General features: G+C 42.2%; 21 protein-coding genes. 16 read left to right on the top strand and 5 right to left on the bottom strand.

Annotated features, from left to right (window positions below; all coding sequences use genetic code 11):
- Positions 1-690 precede the first annotated feature (690 nt).
- Positions 691-1,059: a hypothetical protein gene (locus tag INF20_RS03660; RefSeq protein ID WP_083582569.1), complete on the top strand. Its 369-nt coding sequence runs from the start codon at positions 691-693 to the stop codon at positions 1,057-1,059.
- Between the two features lie 12 nt (positions 1,060-1,071).
- On the top strand, positions 1,072-1,200 hold the full coding sequence (locus INF20_RS08030) for an HTH domain-containing protein (RefSeq protein WP_083582714.1): 129 nt from the start codon (positions 1,072-1,074) through the stop codon (positions 1,198-1,200).
- A 20-nt stretch (positions 1,201-1,220) separates the two neighbouring features.
- Here the strand turns inward: INF20_RS08030 and INF20_RS03650 are convergent, their stop codons facing one another.
- Complete coding sequence (locus INF20_RS03650) at positions 1,221-1,478, bottom strand: hypothetical protein (RefSeq protein ID WP_226385040.1); 258 nt, start codon at positions 1,476-1,478, stop codon at positions 1,221-1,223.
- 123 nt (positions 1,479-1,601) lie between these two features.
- Here INF20_RS03650 and INF20_RS03645 point away from each other — a divergent pair, with 123 nt between their 5' ends.
- On the top strand, positions 1,602-1,865 hold the full coding sequence (locus tag INF20_RS03645) for a winged helix-turn-helix transcriptional regulator (protein WP_226385039.1): 264 nt from the start codon (positions 1,602-1,604) through the stop codon (positions 1,863-1,865).
- A 223-nt stretch (positions 1,866-2,088) separates the two neighbouring features.
- Here INF20_RS03645 and INF20_RS03640 read toward each other — a convergent pair whose 3' ends face one another.
- Together INF20_RS03640 and INF20_RS03635 are read right to left on the bottom strand one after the other, a co-directional pair.
- Positions 2,089-2,988 carry a nucleotidyl transferase AbiEii/AbiGii toxin family protein gene (locus tag INF20_RS03640; RefSeq protein WP_226385038.1) on the bottom strand — a complete coding sequence of 300 codons (900 nt, stop codon included), beginning with the start codon at positions 2,986-2,988 and terminating at the stop codon, positions 2,089-2,091.
- Complete coding sequence (locus INF20_RS03635) at positions 2,981-3,586, bottom strand: type IV toxin-antitoxin system AbiEi family antitoxin domain-containing protein (protein ID WP_226385037.1); 606 nt, start codon at positions 3,584-3,586, stop codon at positions 2,981-2,983. Before INF20_RS03635 ends, INF20_RS03640 begins: the two co-directional genes overlap by 8 nt.
- A 291-nt stretch (positions 3,587-3,877) precedes the next feature.
- Between INF20_RS03635 and INF20_RS03630 the strand changes: the two genes are divergently transcribed.
- The 13 genes from INF20_RS03630 (at position 3,878) to INF20_RS03570 (ending at position 15,174) form a co-directional block, all read left to right on the top strand.
- A complete protein-coding gene (locus tag INF20_RS03630) occupies positions 3,878-4,519 on the top strand; it encodes a hypothetical protein (RefSeq protein ID WP_226385036.1) in 642 nt (213 codons plus the stop codon).
- Between the two features lie 170 nt (positions 4,520-4,689).
- Positions 4,690-5,256, top strand: coding sequence for a hypothetical protein (locus tag INF20_RS03625; protein WP_226385035.1), 567 nt, complete (start codon positions 4,690-4,692; stop codon positions 5,254-5,256).
- Positions 5,257-5,351: 95 nt separating this feature from the next.
- Entirely contained in the window at positions 5,352-5,582 is a 231-nt protein-coding gene (locus INF20_RS03620; protein ID WP_226385034.1) for a hypothetical protein, read from the top strand.
- Positions 5,583-5,763: 181 nt separating this feature from the next.
- A complete protein-coding gene (locus tag INF20_RS03615) occupies positions 5,764-6,075 on the top strand; it encodes an HIRAN domain-containing protein (protein ID WP_226385033.1) in 312 nt (103 codons plus the stop codon).
- Positions 6,076-6,159: 84 nt separating this feature from the next.
- The gene (locus tag INF20_RS03610; RefSeq protein WP_226385032.1) at positions 6,160-7,161 is read left to right on the top strand and encodes a helix-turn-helix transcriptional regulator; all 1,002 of its coding nucleotides are present in this window, start codon (positions 6,160-6,162) and stop codon (positions 7,159-7,161) included.
- Positions 7,162-7,578: 417 nt separating this feature from the next.
- Complete coding sequence (locus INF20_RS03605) at positions 7,579-8,805, top strand: NRAMP family divalent metal transporter (RefSeq protein ID WP_226385031.1); 1,227 nt, start codon at positions 7,579-7,581, stop codon at positions 8,803-8,805.
- Between the two features lie 34 nt (positions 8,806-8,839).
- On the top strand, positions 8,840-9,568 hold the full coding sequence (gene pxpB, locus INF20_RS03600; protein WP_226385030.1) for a 5-oxoprolinase subunit PxpB: 729 nt from the start codon (positions 8,840-8,842) through the stop codon (positions 9,566-9,568).
- Positions 9,569-9,570: 2 nt separating this feature from the next.
- Positions 9,571-10,581 (top strand): 5-oxoprolinase subunit C family protein, encoded by a 1,011-nt coding sequence (locus tag INF20_RS03595; protein ID WP_226385029.1) that lies wholly within the window; start codon positions 9,571-9,573, stop codon positions 10,579-10,581.
- Positions 10,582-10,613: 32 nt separating this feature from the next.
- Entirely contained in the window at positions 10,614-11,078 is a 465-nt protein-coding gene (gene accB / locus INF20_RS03590) for an acetyl-CoA carboxylase biotin carboxyl carrier protein (RefSeq protein ID WP_226385028.1), read from the top strand.
- Between the two features lie 17 nt (positions 11,079-11,095).
- Positions 11,096-12,442, top strand: coding sequence for an acetyl-CoA carboxylase biotin carboxylase subunit (accC, locus tag INF20_RS03585; protein WP_226385027.1), 1,347 nt, complete (start codon positions 11,096-11,098; stop codon positions 12,440-12,442).
- Between the two features lie 45 nt (positions 12,443-12,487).
- Positions 12,488-13,258, top strand: a complete 771-nt coding sequence (locus INF20_RS03580; protein ID WP_226385026.1) for a LamB/YcsF family protein — start codon at positions 12,488-12,490, stop codon at positions 13,256-13,258.
- Positions 13,259-13,293: 35 nt separating this feature from the next.
- A complete protein-coding gene (locus tag INF20_RS03575) occupies positions 13,294-13,704 on the top strand; it encodes a hypothetical protein (RefSeq protein WP_226385025.1) in 411 nt (136 codons plus the stop codon).
- Between the two features lie 117 nt (positions 13,705-13,821).
- Positions 13,822-15,174, top strand: a complete 1,353-nt coding sequence (locus INF20_RS03570; protein ID WP_226385024.1) for a leucine-rich repeat domain-containing protein — start codon at positions 13,822-13,824, stop codon at positions 15,172-15,174.
- A 72-nt stretch (positions 15,175-15,246) separates the two neighbouring features.
- Here the strand turns inward: INF20_RS03570 and INF20_RS03565 are convergent, their stop codons facing one another.
- On the bottom strand, positions 15,247-17,001 hold the full coding sequence (locus tag INF20_RS03565; protein ID WP_226385023.1) for a YhgE/Pip domain-containing protein: 1,755 nt from the start codon (positions 16,999-17,001) through the stop codon (positions 15,247-15,249).
- Positions 16,998-17,315, bottom strand: a complete 318-nt coding sequence (locus tag INF20_RS03560) for a hypothetical protein (RefSeq protein WP_226385022.1) — start codon at positions 17,313-17,315, stop codon at positions 16,998-17,000. The genes INF20_RS03565 and INF20_RS03560 overlap by 4 nt, the downstream gene beginning before the upstream one ends.
- Positions 17,316-17,446: the final 131 nt, after the last annotated feature.

The raw sequence follows: 17,446 nt of genomic DNA, 5'->3' as shown, positions 1-17,446 counted from the left end.
TTTCTCGCTTTCGCAAAAAGCAGTCACGCAAACTGATTGAAAATTGAAAGGTTAAAGATAAAGGTCGGTGACGGTAAATATGTCTCCTGAAAAAAGAATAGACAACCGGAGTCACTCTCCAGCATGATTTTAAGACGCTCAGCAAGAAATTACTTGCTGAGCGTTTTTCTTTACTCTCTCGACAAAATGCCGTTTCCTTTCAGCGCGAAAACAGGCAGTTCGCCAAAAAATTTACTTAAAGGCATTAGAAATCCGAAAATGCCGTCGTTCTTATTTTATAGAAAACCATCTTGAACAGGAGGTGAACCCGATGTACCTTGCGTCGTTGCTTGAAAAACATAAAATATGGGATTTTGCCGTAAGAAACGGCGTTTCCGCCGTCCTTCGGTGACAAGGTAGGAAATGAGAAATAACACAGGAAAGATACAGGTGTTGAAATAGCAAAGACTGTCTTTGCGCAGACACACAGACACCTATATTTTTTTGACCTTCCCGGTCGACAGAATTCAAAACAATATCCGAGAAGCGCCAATAAAAGCACCGAAAAAACGGGAATTTTACTTGGCTTGACTTTTTGCGGCCTTTACGCCTTAAAACAGCGGCAATCCGGCAGCTCTGTCGGCTGCCGCAGCCCTCCGTATCAATCGTTTTTGAAACCAACCAAAAACGATTGAACGGAGGCACATAACCTTGAAAAAACAACCCAAAGCGGTTTATATCATAGAAAACGGCGGGTACACGGAATTGACCTATGAGGAATTCTGTCGCCGTGAGCAAATCTGCCCGTTATATGCGGACAAGCTGTTCCTGCCTCTCTACGGCAGGCTTATGGAGGTATCCAAAGAGGATTACGCAGAATTCTACCGAGCAAAGCGTCGACAGAAATATCTGGACGAACGCTCTGCGGACAACGGCGACTTCTCTTACGATATGCTGACCACCGATGAATTCAGCGGCGAGGACATCCTCATCGCCGAGCAGCCGGATGTATGCGACGCCGTAGTGGAAAGCATTATGACGGACAAGCTCAGGAAAGCCATCCTCAAGCTGACCGATTAGGAACAGCTCCTCATCTACCGCCATTATTACGCCGATATTTCAGGCACCGACCTTGCCGAAATTTACGGCGTATCACAACAGGCAATCAGCAAGCGGATCGCAAAAATCAGAGCAAAGCTCAAAAATCTTTTAGAAAATTAAAAAACTTGGTTGTAGCCCCCTCAACTTTTCGGCATGGAAAGTGAGGGGGCTTTCTCTATAGCCTCCGCCCGTTCTTTGAAAACCGAATAGTACAGCGCATCCTTTACCTTCCTTCTGCCGTCGGCGAAGCCGATAAGCCACACGACCTTTTGAGTCGGACGGTGCGGCGCATCCGCACCGAAGGCCATGAAAAGCAGAAGCAATAATGATACTTGCGTCCAGTCACAGGCCGAGCGTTGAAGCGGTATGAACAAAATGCCGTGAGCCGTCGCAGCCAATGAGGGCGCCTCGCAGAGATCCTGGGAGTGGTGGGATTCCAATGAGGTCAAATGCATGACCGGAGGATGTGTTCCCTTGTTCGGGGCGTGTTCTATTCTGACCGGGTGGAGTTTACTGTTACATTGAAAAATCTGAATTTTTCAGCCTCAGAAAATGAAGCTAAAAGTGAGGCAAAAAATGAAGCTGAAAATTACAGACTGACAGAATTAGAAGAAAGGCTGTGTAACCTGCTTTTAGAGTATCCTGAACTGACGCAGTCGGAGATTAGAGAAAGATTGGATTTATCAAGAAGTAAGGTCCAAAGAATGATGAGGAAATTAACAGAAGATGGTATAATTATACGAGAAGGATCACGGAGAAAAGGATATTGGACGATCCATCTTTAAAGCTGATTGCTTTATAATAACGAAAGTTCGCCTGGAACGATAGAATTTGAATAGCCTATAAACATGAAAGACCGTTGAAGTTTCAACGGTCTTTTCGTGAGTTAAAGTTTGGAGTTTATTCAGTAATATTTACAAATATACCGATACTACAAGGAAATTGTTTAGGCTTTTCTTGCAAATAAGCATACGAATCATCAGTTAGATTACGTGTTTTACTGCTATATTAAGATGCCCATGTACTGTTGGCAGCAGACCAATGCTTAGTAAATATTTTATTTTCTACTGCTGCCACGAACGGTTTTTCAATAAAATTTCGTATTGTTTTCAGGACGGTACCGTAATCGTCTGTTTTGGTATTGATCCTGCTGACAAATGCTTTCCATTTCTTTTGCATAGCAGCATCATCGGCAAAATTCATAACTCTCTGGAATTGCTCCAGCGAGAAGCTGTGTTCACGGTTTAAAAAGGTCTTTCTAAGAGCTTCAGTAAGCACTTCGCCATCAAAATCTAACCTGTTGGCAATATAATAAATATCGTAGTAATCCTTCATTCGGCTGGAAAACTCCATCAGATTCAAAATAGCGTCGAGTTTTTCCGCAACTGTAGTTTCAACAGAGTAGGTATTTATCATTGGTGATTCAAACTCTGGAAGCTGTGTTGGTATTTGGCGTTTTTCCGGTTTCGGAACAATGACATCTCCTACGCCAAAGTCAATACTGAATGGTGTTCTTGTATTTTTGATTCGGCCAATAATAGAGGCGCTGATTCCCGCATACTTTTTATCGACGGCAATAGGAGCAACATTTTTGATTTCAAATGTTACAAAATCATTGTCAGTAGGAACTGTTATGATTTCTTCTAGAATGGGTCTTAATTGTTCCGGTGTATTCGGTATTTGTCGAAGCAAAAAATCTACATCTACCGTCACTCGGCTGTCAAAGTCAGTCAGAGTATAGAGAAACAGTCCGCCTTTTAACACGAGGTTTTCAGCATATTTGGATTTTTCCAAACGACGGAGAAATTCTTCCTGACAAAAAAGCTGCAAGCAGAGCTGATAACTCCTGCCGCTTTCAGCAGCTTTGTTTTTCAGCCGTGCAAGCACGGAAGCAGCAATATCAGCCATTGAGCAGCACCTCCATTACATTCATCAGTTTCTTATAAACCCGCATCTTCTTTGCGTAACTGGAAAGATTGCTCAGGTTCTTCTTTTTATCGGCAGCGTAGGCATTGAGCGCTTTATTAAATATTTCGTTATCTAGTTTTGTACGGTATTTAAAACAATCGCATATGGTGCGTTCCCTATCATAAACAGCAAGCTCTACCCCATTGAAATCCCCGCTTGTTTTCCCAATTTCAAACAATGTAGGTTGTATAAAATACACCTTTGTCGCCAGAGAATCGATATGTAGTCTTGTCCGTGAGAAGGTACGGGGAACGGCAATTGACCATTGTCGAGGTGAAAAATCACTGTAACCGTAATAAAACAGCGCTGATTCCACACATACGATGCTTTCGGGAAGAAGTGTGGCAAGCACCTGTTCTTCCTTTATATCTTTCTGCTCGGCGAGATGGTAATAGCCATGTTTGATGCGCTCAAGATAACCTTCTTTGCATAGATTGGCTACATCATAATTGGTAATCCCTTCAGCAACAAAATCAGCGGTTTTTGCAATACCGTCGTTGTTATTTATTATATTTTTTATGACATACTTTTTATCCATTTGTCCACCAATTTTAAAGCTACAAAATATTGATACTGTGTTCGGAAAATAACATACCATAGAATCACTTAAATATCAACAATTTTTAATATACAAATATAAATTATTGTGAAATTAAAATTTGAAATGTTGCTTTAGATTTGCCGAAAATTATTCTGATACACTGATTGATGAGGTTAAATGTGTAGTAAAATTATGTAATCACTATGGAAATTTATGGACATCACCTATGTAATAATAAAAGCAGCAAATAAACATAAGTCGATTTTAAGTGGAGGGGAGATAAAAACTATGAAAAAGAAACTAATATCAATATTAGCAGTTTGCATGCTTGCCGTAACATTAACTGCATGTGGTGGTACTGAAGAAAGTAAGGCGCCTTTAGAAGTGCAGCAGAGCGGATACATGGTGGAAGATGGATTTCTGTATTATGGAGTAAAAATACACAATCCGAATGAAGATTATGCAGTGGAATTTCCGACATTGCGTATAACTGCAAAGGACGCAGAGGGAAATGTTATTAACACAGAAGACCAGGTATTCGGATATATTGCTGCCGGAGATACCATAGGCTATGGCTTCTTAGGCATGGAAGTGTCGGCGCAGCCATCATCGGTTGATTTTGAGATGGTAACAAATACTGAAGATTATGTGGACGGGAGTTTATATGATAAACCACAACTTAAAGCAACGGATTACAAAATGACAAAGGATGAATTTGGTGGAAGCACTATAGCCGGAAACATAGTAAACGATGGTGCAGATATGGATACCGTTGCAGTAACTGTTCTGTTTAAAGATGCAGAAGGTAACATAGCATGGGGAGAATCAACATTTGTAGATCATGTAAAAACAGGAACAACTCCTTTTTCGTTGGACATCTATAGCGGAAAAACTACAGATGACTACGAAATATGGGTAACACCGTGGTAGCACGGTTGTACTCACAAAGGCAGTCTGTGACATTCTTAGTCGCAGGCTGCTTTTGTTTTTAGATTGTACTCAAAAAAGAACAAAAAAATTTCAAAAAACATACAACATTTTTGCATTCTCATTACTTATATAGTGTAAACCATTTTTTAAACAGAAAGGAAGGTTCAACTATGAACAAAAACATTAGAAAAGCATTATTAAAAGCCTTACAGGAAGGTATGCAGTATGAGGATATGACCCCTAGCATGCAAAAAGAGTATGATAAAGTTTCGTTATTGGCAGACTTAATGATTGCGCCGATCGTAGAATGCCAGCTTCAAGCAGAGTATGCACACAAAATGTGCGATATGCTGGATAAATTAGGTGATGATGAAAATCTTTCTCAGTTAACAGAAGAGGAAGAGCTCATGAGGCAGCAACTTGTAGAATTCTTAAACGAAGAAGAAAAAAAGCCGGCAGTATTTTCCCAAGAAAAACAGAAAATAGTCAAAGCCGCTAAGATGAGAGCTAAGACATTGGCTGAAGAGCTTAATGGTAAATATTTGGAAAGAGAGTCCTTTGGAAGTCTAACAATTGAAGTGTACGCTGTCCTATTTGAAATTGCAGGAGACGCCGTTCATGACTTCCGATTCCTTGTAGATAACGCCGATGAGATGGAATTTTATAATCGCATTGAAAGTCAAGAGGAAGATGATTGTTATATAAGCGCTGCATTTACATTCAAATCCAACGCTTAGTAAAATTGAGTGCTTCCAATGCATACATGAGATAGCAATTCTCTTCAAAGTATCATAATATTTATGCGAGATATTCAATCACTTGGAGGCGCTCAATGAAAAAAACACTTCATTGGATTAATATAATAATATGTTTCTTACTGCTAGGTCTTGGAATCATAATGGTCGTATACGGCGGTAGCGGCGCAGAAACAGATACAGATACAGGAATCTTTCGATTGATGGGTATAGTGCAGATCTTGATGGCCATATTGGTATGGTTTATTGGCGCAGACGTGCAAGGTATACTGGAGAAAGCAAAAGTAGAGATTATCTTGAATGTATAAGACTACTACAACTTTATAGTTTGTAGATTAGAAAATGAATGTAAGGCAGGGCCAAGCCCCTGTCTTTTTTATGACTAAATTTAGTTTCTGCGCCACTGTGGAAATTTTAGGACATAAATAAGCTCATAATAGGTATTGTAAAAAAGCAATAGACATATAAATGGATAAGGAGTTGTTTGAAATGAAAGAAATATATATAACCATAGCAGGCATGAATCACTATTACGGAACAAGCGTCCTTGAAAAGGGTGACAAGGTAAAGCTCATAAAGGAGCCGGACAATGAGCATGACAAGGAGGCTATCGAGGTAAAGGTAAAGGCTCTCGGCCGTATCGGATATGTGGCAAATAGCCCGTGGACTGTGCAAGGTGAAAGCATAAGCGCCGGTAGACTTTATGATAAGATCGGTAAGAAGGCAATGGCGGAAGTTGTTTATGTGCTTCCTCAGGGTGCAATATGCCGTCTTACTAATAAAGGCAGAAAGGAAATCTAATTTAATCTGACGGATGCGCACTGAATTAGAATGATATATAATGAATAAAGATAGACATTATTTAAACAGACATAAGGAGGAATAATGGCAGTATCAAACACTAATCTGAGGACACTTTATGTTATGAAAATGCTTTTAGAATACAGCGACGAGGAGCATGCGTTATCATCTGCGGATATTATAAAGAAGCTGGAAAGTTACGGACTTTCTGGGGATAGAAAATCAATATATGGAGATATAGAGACTCTGGAGGCTTTCGGATTTGACATCATGAGATTAAATGGCGGTGCAAATCCGGGATATTATCTGGCTTCCAGAGACTTTGAATTGCCGGAATTAAAGCTTTTGGTGGATGCTGTTCAATCTTCCAAGTTTATAACGGCTAAGAAATCCCACGAGCTTATCAAAAAGATAGAAACATTGGCTAGCGTTCACGAGTCAAAACAGCTTAAGAGGCAGCTATTTATATATGACAGACCTAAAACGGGGAATGAGACCATATACTACAATGTGGATCGCATCCAGGAAGGCCTTATGAACGACACAAAAATAAAATTCCACTACATGGAATGGAATACAAAGAAGGAACTGGTGCCAAGAAAAAACGGCGAATATTATGTGGTAAGTCCGTGGGCGATGACTTGGGATGATGAAAACTATTATATGATTGCCTATAGCGACAGCAGCGACCATCTTAATCATTACCGCGTGGATAAGATGAAAGATGTTGAGGTTATCGCTGATGAGCCACGCAGTGGAAAGGAAAAGTTTGAGAAATTCAATCTGGCAGCTTTTGCGAAAAAGACCTTCGGCATGTACGGCGGTGAAGATCGAGATGTAAGTCTGATTTGCGAAAACAGACTTGTGGGAGTCATGATAGACCGTTTTGGAAGGGATATAACTGTGATACAGGAAGATGACGATTATATCAAAGTGACTGTTCCCGTGACGGTAAGTCAGCAGTTTTTCGGATGGCTCACAGGCTTGGGGACCGGGGTAAAAATCGCAGCTCCGGCAGATGTGAGGGATGCGTATAGAGACTATGTAAAAGATATTTTTGATGGATTAACGAATAGTAATAATTAGCATTAAAGGAGTATGGTTATGAAAGATAGTAAAATAGTTGCAGGCTTTAAACTGGCTGTGCAAATAGTTATTTGTATATGTTTATTGTTTGTATTGTATAAGGTAATAGTGGCGTAGATTTATATAAGAGTAAGTGGGAGAATGAAATGATAAGAGATTTAATACTTATATTTGTAGTTGCAACAACAACAGCGGTAACGGGAGCAATTTACAGAAGCAGGAAAAATAATAAGTAAAATCAGATTACGAATTGTTTTCGATTTAAAATGATATTTAAAAAGAGAGTCGATTATGTATTTGACTTTCTTTTTATTTACCTCAACAAAAACCACCCCTTCCCCCTCTGCCGCATTGCTCAACCTTTCCCGTTAGGGTATAATATATCTATTACGAAGATTGAAAGGACGGTTTATAGAGATGGGAAAAAATAAAGAAAATAAAAAGAGCGCGGGCGTGCTGCTAGGCGCGGCGTTCCTGATGGCCACATCTGCCATCGGTCCGGGCTTTTTGACTCAGACCGGCCAGTTTACGGGAGAGCTGAAGGCGAGCTTCGGCTTTGTAATTCTCATATCCGTAATCCTGGCGGCAATTGTACAGCTCAATGTATGGAGAGTGCTTTGCGTGTCCGGACTGAGAGGACAGGACGTGGCAAACAAGGTGCTTCCGGGACTTGGATATCTGGTGGCATTCCTGATAGTTGCCGGCGGTCTTGTATTTAACATCGGTAATGTTGGAGGCGGAGCTCTTGGCTTTAATACTCTGCTGGGTCTGCCTGAAATGGTAGGATACTTCCTGGCAGGCGGTATAGCTGTTGTGGTATTCCTTATTAAAAATGCCATGAGCGCAATGGATAATGTTACAAAGGTCCTGGGAGGACTGATGATAGTGGTAATCTTTGTGGTTATCCTTATCGTAAGACCTCCAGTAGGCATGGCTCTTAAGGAAACGGTAATGCCGACTGCAGCCATGGGAGATATGTTCCCTGCTATCCTCACTCTGCTGGGCGGTACAGTAGGCGGATACATCACATTTGCCGGAGCTCACAGACTGATTGATGCAGGCATCACTGGAGAAAACAATCTGGGAGAGATTAACAAGAGTTCGCTGATGGGAATGGGTATAGCTGCCATCGTCAGAGTATTCCTCTTCCTGGCAATACTGGGCGTTGTTGTGGAAACTGCGACTTCCGCAGCTCACACTCTGGATCCATCAAACCCTGCGGCTGATGCTTTCCGCATAGGAGCAGGCGAGCTGGGATACAGATTCTTTGGACTGGTGCTTTTAGCAGCGTCTATAACTTCAATAATAGGCTGTGCTTACACATCAATATCATTCCTAAAGACATTCAGCAAGAAGATTGCCGATAACGAAAACAAGTTTATCGTGGCATTCATAGTTATTAGTACTATTGTAATGGCATTCTTGGGACAGCCTGCAGCACTGTTGGTACTGGCAGGAGCTCTTAACGGACTGATCCTTCCTATAACTTTGGGTGTGTGCCTGATTGCGGCAAAGAAAAAGTCCATTATGGGAGAAGATTACAAGCATCCTGCATGGCTGCTGATACTTGGTATTGTGGTTGTAATAGCTTCTGCATATCTGGGAGTAACTTCCCTGGGAAGCTTGGGACAGCTGTTTGCCTAATTGCGGCGATGGGATGATGACAGGAGAGTTCTAAATGAAAAAAGCAAAGATATTGACAGCGGGGGATTCGGCTCTGCTGATCGAGTTTGAACAAAAAATTGCGCCTGAGATTAACGCTCAGATAACGGCTTTTGTGCATCTTTTAAAGGAACAGCATATAGAGGGAGTGACGGACCTTATACCGGCCTTCGCTTCCCTGCTTATAAATTACGATCCGAGGGTAATCGGATATAAGGATTTAAAGGCGAGAATCGAAGAACTTTTAAAGATAGAGGTTAGCGAGGAAGCCAGCGAAGCGAGAGTCTTTGAGATTCCTGTGTGTTACGGTGGAGAATACGGTCCTGACATAGCAAACATCGCTGAAAATGCAGGACTTTCTGAGCAGGAGGTCATAGACATTCACTGCTCTAAGGACTACCTCATATATATGCTGGGATTTTTACCGGGCTTTGTATATCTCGGCGGTCTTGATGAGAGGATTCACACTCCGAGACTTGCAAACCCTAGGATAAGTATTCCTGCAGGAAGCGTGGGCATAGCAGCTTCCCAGACTGGAATATATCCATTAAATTCACCGGGCGGCTGGCAGCTTTTAGGCATGACGCCGGTTAAAACCTATGACCCGGAAAGAGAAACTCCTATTTTAGTGGAAGCAGGTGACTACATCAGATTTGTGCCTGTGACCGAAGAGGAATTTCTCAAGATAAAAAAACAGGTGGACGATGGAACATATGAGTATGTCGTTCACAGGAAAGGAGAGTAGCCATGGGCGTTAGAGTATTGAAAAGCGGCATAATGACCACGGTTCAGGATCTAGGCAGAACCGGATATCAGAGCCAGGGCTTCAGCGTATCGGGCGTAATGGATGTGCGTTCCTTTAAAATCGCAAATCTCCTTTTAGACAATCCGGAAAACGAAGCTGTAATAGAGTTCACCCTTATGGGACCTACCTTGGAATTTACTTCCGAGACGATAATTGCAATCACAGGAGGAGACTTCCAGCCCCATGTAAACGGCAATCCTGTAAAGATGTATACGGCAATTTACATGAAGAAGGGAGACATTCTTTCCTTTAAGGGTTGCAGAAGCGGCAGCAGAGGATATATAGCATTTTCCAGCTATCTTGACATACCGGTGGTTATGGGCAGCAGATCCACAAACCTCAAGTGCGGCATAGGCGGCTTTAAGGGAAGAAGGCTGATGGACGGCGACCTTATTATGTTCAGAATAAAGAGAAGGTACCTTCCGTATTTCCTTTCAAGAAGTCTGGACCTGGATGAGTTCAGTAGTGACGAGGTTACACTGAGAGTGGTTATGGGACCGCAGAAGAGCAAGTTCACAAAGGAAGGCATAGAGACATTCTTAAATTCCGAATACACTGTAACCAGCGAATTTGACAGAATGGGATGCAGGCTTGAGGGACCGTTTATAGCCTATAAGGATACCTCGGATATAATTTCTGACGGTATAGCCTTTGGAGCGGTACAGGTGCCGAGCCACGGCAAACCTATCATACTTCTTGCGGACAGACAGACTACGGGAGGATATGCTAAAATCGCTAATGTGATTTCCGTGGACATCCCTAAGCTTGCCCAGTGCAGGACAGATCAGAAGATAAGGTTTAAGCAGGTAACCGTTGATGCGGCGCAAAAGCTGATGCTGAAAGAAGAAAAGGAATTCAGCTCTTTCAGAGAAAAGATATATACTCCGTGCAAAGAGGTGCTGGAGTGCAGGCTTGTTGCCAAGAGAATAGGAAAGCTGTTTGCAGACAAATAACAGGCAGATAGCTGAAAATAAAGGAGAAAATCATGGATATTGAAAAACTGGAAAAGATCGTTAAGATATTTGAAGATTCCTCAATGATGGAATTTACCTTTGAAGAAGGTGACACAAAGCTTAAGATGGACAAGAAAGGCCATCCGGTGGGTCCTGCTGAAATCGCAGCGGCTCAGATGGCAGCAATGCCTGTAATGCCTGCGGCAGCAGCTCCGGCAGCAAGCGCAGCGGCTCCTCAGGTAGAAGAGGAAACAAGTGAAGAGTATATCACTTCCCCTATCGTGGGAACATTCTACTCTGCTCCATCCCCTGAAGCAAAGGCTTTTGTAAAGGTTGGCGACCATGTTAAGGCAGGACAGACTGTCTGCATTTTGGAAGCCATGAAGCTGATGAACGAAATCGAAAGTGACTTCGACTGCGAAATAGAAGCGGTGCTGGTAAGCAACGAACAGAAGGTGGAATACGGACAGCCGCTTTTCAGAATCAGAAAACTTTAGGATTTGGAGGCTGACTGATGTTTCAGAAGATATTGATAGCAAACCGCGGCGAGATAGCGGTTAGAATAGCCAGGGCATGTCGCAACATGGGCATCAGAAGCGTGGCTGTATATTCCAAAGAGGATAAAAACAGCCTTCATGTGCAGCTGGCGGATCAGAGAATCTGCATTGGCGAAGGTCCTGCAAGAAACAACTATCTCAATAAAGAACAGATAATAACTGCCGCAAAGAATATGGGCTGCGATGCCATCCATCCGGGGTTTGGTTTTCTTTCCGAAAATGCTGATTTTGTTCGCATGTGTGAGGAAAGCGGCATAACCTTTATAGGTCCTTCCGCAGATGTAATTAACAGCATGGGTAATAAATCCCACGCCAGAAAGACAATGATGGAAGCGGGAGTTCCTGTTGTGCCTGGAACAAAGGAACCGGTAAAGGATGTTGAAGCTGCAGCGGAAAAAGCAAAGGAAATCGGTTTTCCTGTAATGATTAAGGCTTCCTCCGGCGGCGGCGGAAAGGGCATGAGAGTTGCCAATTCCGCAGATGAGTTTGAATTTAATTTCAATATGGCTCAGAGGGAGTCGGTAAACGCATTTAACGACGATACCATGTACATCGAAAGATGTGTTTTAAATCCCCGTCATGTGGAAGTGCAGATTATGGCGGATAACTTTGGAAATGTTGTATCCCTCGGTGAGCGTGACTGCTCTGTGCAGAGAAATCACCAGAAGCTGATAGAAGAATCTCCTTCTCCGGCCATAGATGACGAAACCCGTCAGAGAATGTACAAGGATGCTGTGCTGGCGGCAAAGACCGTGGGATATACCAATGCCGGAACCGTGGAATTTATACTTGACCAGAGCGGCACATATTACTTTATGGAAATGAATACCCGTATTCAGGTGGAACACGGCGTAACGGAAATGGTAACGGACACAGACCTTATTATCGAACAGATAAGAGTTGCCATGGGCGAAGAACTGAGCTTTAAGCAGGAGGATATTCAGATAAAAGGCCATGCCATTGAATGCAGAATAAATGCTGAGATTCCAGAAAAGAACTTTATGCCTAGTCCTGGAACCATTACTGCCCTTCATCTGCCGGCAGGCAATGGAGTCAGAGTTGATACGGGCCTTTATACAGGATATACGATTCCGTCAGAATACGATTCCATGATAGCCAAGATAATCGTTCATGCACCGGACAGACAGGCTGCTCTCCAAAAGATGAGATCTGCTTTGGACGAAACGGTTATAAAGGGCATAAACACAAATCTGGATTTCCAGTATCAGATACTGAGACATCCTGTTTTCTGCGAAGGTCAGGCGGATACAGGTTTTATAGAAAAGCTGCTGCGCCTTGACTGATAACGGCAGAACGGGAACTTAAATTTAAGAAAAGGTGATGATATTATGTATAAAGTAGATCTTAACAGCGATCTTGGAGAAAGCTTCGGAAGATATACCATCGGTTCTGACGATAGGATTATTCCACTTATCACATCGGCAAATATAGCATGCGGATTTCACGCATCGGACCCGGTTGTAATGATGAAAACCGTAAATATGGTTAAGGAAGCTGGCACAGGTGCTGGAGCGCATCCGGGATATCCTGATCTTATGGGCTTCGGAAGAAGGAACATGAATATTTCCCACGAAGAGGCAAAGGCTTATACTCTTTATCAGATAAGCGCACTTGGCGGAATGTGCAAGGCAGCAGGGGTAAAGCTCAGTCATGTTAAACCTCACGGAGCCATGTACAATATGGCGGGAAAGGATTACGAGCTTTCCAAAGCCATATGTGAGGCAATTAAGGAATACGATCCGTCCCTTATAGTTATGGGTCTTGCAGGAAGCCAGATGGTAAAGGCGGCAAGAGATATGGGCCTTAAGACCGCAGAGGAGGTATTTGCGGACAGAGCCTACGAAGAGGACGGAAGTCTGGTTGCCAGAAGTAAGCCAGGGGCTATGATTGAAGATGAAGACGAGGCTATTGCCAGAGTTGTTCGCATGATAAAAGAAGGCAAGGTACAGGCGATAACAGGAAATGATATCGATATCAAAGCGGATTCGGTGTGCGTTCACGGAGACGGTGAAAAAGCCCTTCTCTTTGTAGAAAAGATAAGAAAGGCATTGACTGATGAAGGCATAGAAATCTGTCCACTGGAAGAAGTGTGCAGATAGAAAATTATTTGGAGAATAAGAAAGGAAGGTAACAGATGAGAGCTGCAGTACAGACGAAAAAAAGCAAAAGAGGACTGAAAATACTTGTAGCTGTGATACTGATACTGGGGGTGTTGGCATTGGCGTTTAAGTTTGTGCTTTATGATAAGCTTAAGGATAAGGCATTTGATATGGTTACAAAGGATGTTGTCCAGCAGATGATAGAGGAAAATCCGCAGCTTGCGGAGGATACAGATATCGACAGTATCATATCTTCAGTTTCGTCGGAGGATAAAGCAAAGGTTGAAAAGATGATAACCGACAGCGTATCGGTGACTGATATGCCCGGCATTCTGGATATGGTAAGAAAGGGAAATGTACAGGGCCTTAAAGAATACGCCAGAGATAACTTCAGCCAAGAGCAGCTTTCCGAAATGAAGGAAATATATCAGAAATATGTAAAGTAGAGATATATTGCTAAAGAAGGCATCAAAAGATGTCTTCTTTTTTGTTTCGATTTGAGGATTAAGGGTAATGGGCATGCATAAGGATATTTTGTGAATAGGAAAGGAAAAGGTGAAAAAATGAATAGCACAAGGAGAAAAACCGCAATCATGGCAGCGGCATTGCTTATAACGACTTCTGTCTGGAGTCTGTCTTCCGGAGAGATAATGGCTTTGGCGGCGGAAAGCACAGGCGAGCCAGAGATAAGTTGGCCGGTGAAAATATCGGAGGAAACATTTCCCGATGAAGCATTTAGACAATATGTATCGACCCATGATGACATCGATAAAAATGGAGAGCTTTCTCAAAGTGAAGCCGATAAAGTGACAGAAATAAGGATATCCAACAACAGAGCGGTAACTTCCCTGGAAGGAATAGAGTATTTTTCGAAATTGGAAAATCTCTACTGTGACGGAGACTCTATATCGGCTTTAAATGTCGGCGGCAATTCGGAGTTAAGGACCCTTAATTGCAGTGATAATAACATATCCGAACTTGATCTTACTAAAAACAGCTGTCTTGAAAGTCTGGAATGTTTTAAAAACGGATTGTCAACTTTGAATCTTTCGGGGAACCCAGAGCTTACAAATCTTTTATGTGGCGGCGATAAATTAAAGGATATAGATATATCTGCAAATCCTAAGCTAAACAGCTTTGCATATCTTGCAGGAGGCCTGCGAAATATTGATTTTTCAAACAATCCGCAGTTACAGCAAATTTGGATTTCCGGAACGCCTTTGGAAAGCTTGGATGTATCCCATAATCCGCAGCTTACAAGTCTGTTGGTATATATAACCAATATTCAGACGGTGGATTTAACTAATAATCCTCTTCTTACGGCAGGAAATGTAAATCTGCATTCGGACAAACTGGTTTCCATACATACTGCTATGAAGGATGCGTCAAGTATGAATCTAAGCACTCAAAGACCTGTGACCGTAAAGGTGCCTGCAGGAACTGGGGATTATGATTTAAGAAATCTTGACCCTGCAATAAATAGCTCGTCAATTCAAGGTCTGGATGGTGTAGTTATTGAAAATGCAATAGTTAAAGATGTATATCCCGGAAGAGAAATATCATATAATTACAGCGATAATGGAGCGGAATTTACAGCCCACATACGATTTGTAGAAGATGACACTGCTCAGGGACCGACAGGACCTGATGACCCTCAGGAACCACCAGTGCCTGATAAACCTCAAGAACCTGAGAGCCCTCAAAATCCGACAGAACCTGGTGAGTCTGTAAATCCTGAACCTCCTGCAATCTCAGGCGGTACAGTTGATCTGACAAAGCCAGAAACTGCTAAGGTGACAGAAACACCGGTGAAAACATCCGATGAAAGTATACCGCTTGTTGTAGGTGGTATTGTAATAATATCGGCATTGGGCACTGTAATTTTTGCAGCGACAGGGAAGAGAAAAAACAGATAATAAAGCTTAGAAAATATCAAAAATAAAAAGAGAGCACGCCAATGCTCTCTTTTGTGATATATGAGGTAGCTTTTATCCCATAAATTTAGTATCTTCCAGTCTGTCCTCAAAGAACTCGTTTAACCTGCGCAGAGGATTTCTAAGAACTAACCCTAGAAGCAGTGACAGAGGCACAAAGCATAAAAGCTTGAGCATATCAGTTATATAGTCCGGAGTATAAACGCCGGCTACAGTTTCTCTCATGGCGTCACAGGCGAATGTAAATGGCATGAAGTGGGACATATACTGAAATGACTGAGGTAACACTTCAATAGGATATGTTCCGCCCGAACCAGCAACCTGCAACACAAGCCATATGACGCAGAGGGCCTTTCCGATGCTGCCGAAGGAAACGGTCAGTGTATATATTATAAGCGTAAAGACAAAGGATGTAATGAGGCATGTAACCATGAAAAGCAGAGGGTTTTTGCACTGCATTCCCAAGAAAAATATATTTCCCAGTCCGATAATCAATGCCTGCACTAGGCCCGTGATTATAAATATAAGAGAACGTCCTATATATGCCGCACGGGGAGTTATATTTCTAAGCTGATCATCTTCTCTGACGCGGGTTTTCATAATTGCCACCATGATAATGCCGCCGACCCATATGGCCAGAGTTGTATAAAAGGGCGCCATAGCCGAACCGTAATCGGCAACCGGATAGACCTTTTCTGTACTTATCTTTACAGGCGAAGCCATAAATTCGCTGACGGATTTAGGGTTTGAAATTATTTTATTGATGATATCTACAAATCCGTCTGAAATATTCAGACTATCTTCATTATTGCGAAAGGTGTCTATACGCTCAATGCTTCCGTCAACGGCAGACTTAGTGGAGGTAAGGGAGTCGCTTACGGAATTTAACGATGATTTAAGACTGGTTAAAACATCCTGAGCATCAGAGGACATGGAACCGGCTTGTTTAAGATCATCCAAACACTTATCAAATCCGTTTTCCACCTTTGTAAGCAGCTTATCTATATCTGGAAATTTGTCGGCATCAATGGCTGCATGTTGCTCTTTTAACTTTGATAAATCACCTTCTATCCTGTTTTCGGCACCTGAAAGGCTGTCATCGACACTGCCTGCCAAGGTTATGTTGGCGTCAATGAGAGATACTGCCGAATCTATGGTTGACTGATATGAGCTTATGCCCGATGACAGTGCCGACAAATCCGCAGAGGCATTATCCAGGGTTTTGTTGATACCTGCCACAATGTCATCCTTTGTGACGGATGCTTTTTCCTCACCAACTTTAAGAATATCTGTCATATAGCCGGTCACTGTGCCTATAAAGGATGAGTTGACCTGAGTTTGTATCGCTTCGACTCCTTTGTCGGTTATTTTCGGAGCTATTCCGTTTTTCTTTTCATTGACATAATATGTTATTTCCGGGCGAGTTATTGTACCGGTGGCTACGCTTATCATATCCTCGGAAAAATCCTTTGGGATATATACGACAGCATAGTAGTCTCCTTCCTTTATACCGTCCATAGCCTTATCCTTATCCACAAACTTCCAACCCATCTGATGGTTTCCTTTGAGGTTTGTTACTATTTTTTCGCCGGCGTTAACATTTATGCCTTCAAGGCTGCTGCCCTTATCCTCGTTTACTACTGCTACGGGTATGCCGCCGGTGTTGCCATATGGATCCCAGACTGCGGCTATATTAAACCACGCGTAAAGGGAAGGGAGTATGCATATTCCCAGAAGCACTATAACGGCGATGATATTGGTTTTAAGCCTTTTAACATCACGCTTAAAAATACCTAATGCGGTTTTCATAGGGAGACCTCCTTTCCTTTTTCATCGGCATTGATATCTTTATCGCTGTCGCCAAATAGTCGTTTGTAATAATAGCCTTTGTATTCTACATAAGTCAGCATGATGGCGATGGCTATGAAAGAAATGATCCACAGGCATAAAAATACAACTTTGCTAGGCATAAAAAACATCAGGAACATAAAGACAAATGGAAGGGTAAGTAAGGCAACTAATCCTGACTTTATTATTTTGTCCCTATAACTGATGTATTTTTCGTATTCTGTTTTAACGATACGCCAGATGCGTTCCGCTTCACGAGATTCTTTCTTATCCATTGTGATACCTCCGATAGATAATCCTTAAAAATTCAATATACCATTACACTTGTTCATTAGTCAATGATGTGAGACCTAATTCGTAAAAAAAGAAAAAAGGCATGTGATATCATTAAAATGGCTTAAATAAA

It is taken from the genome of Gallibacter intestinalis (genome assembly GCF_014982745.1).
In the GTDB taxonomy this organism is placed as follows: Bacteria; Bacillota; Clostridia; order Peptostreptococcales; family Anaerovoracaceae; genus Gallibacter; species Gallibacter intestinalis.
Note: the sequence above shows the minus strand (reverse complement) of the source record. Positions and strands in the feature narration are given on the sequence as shown.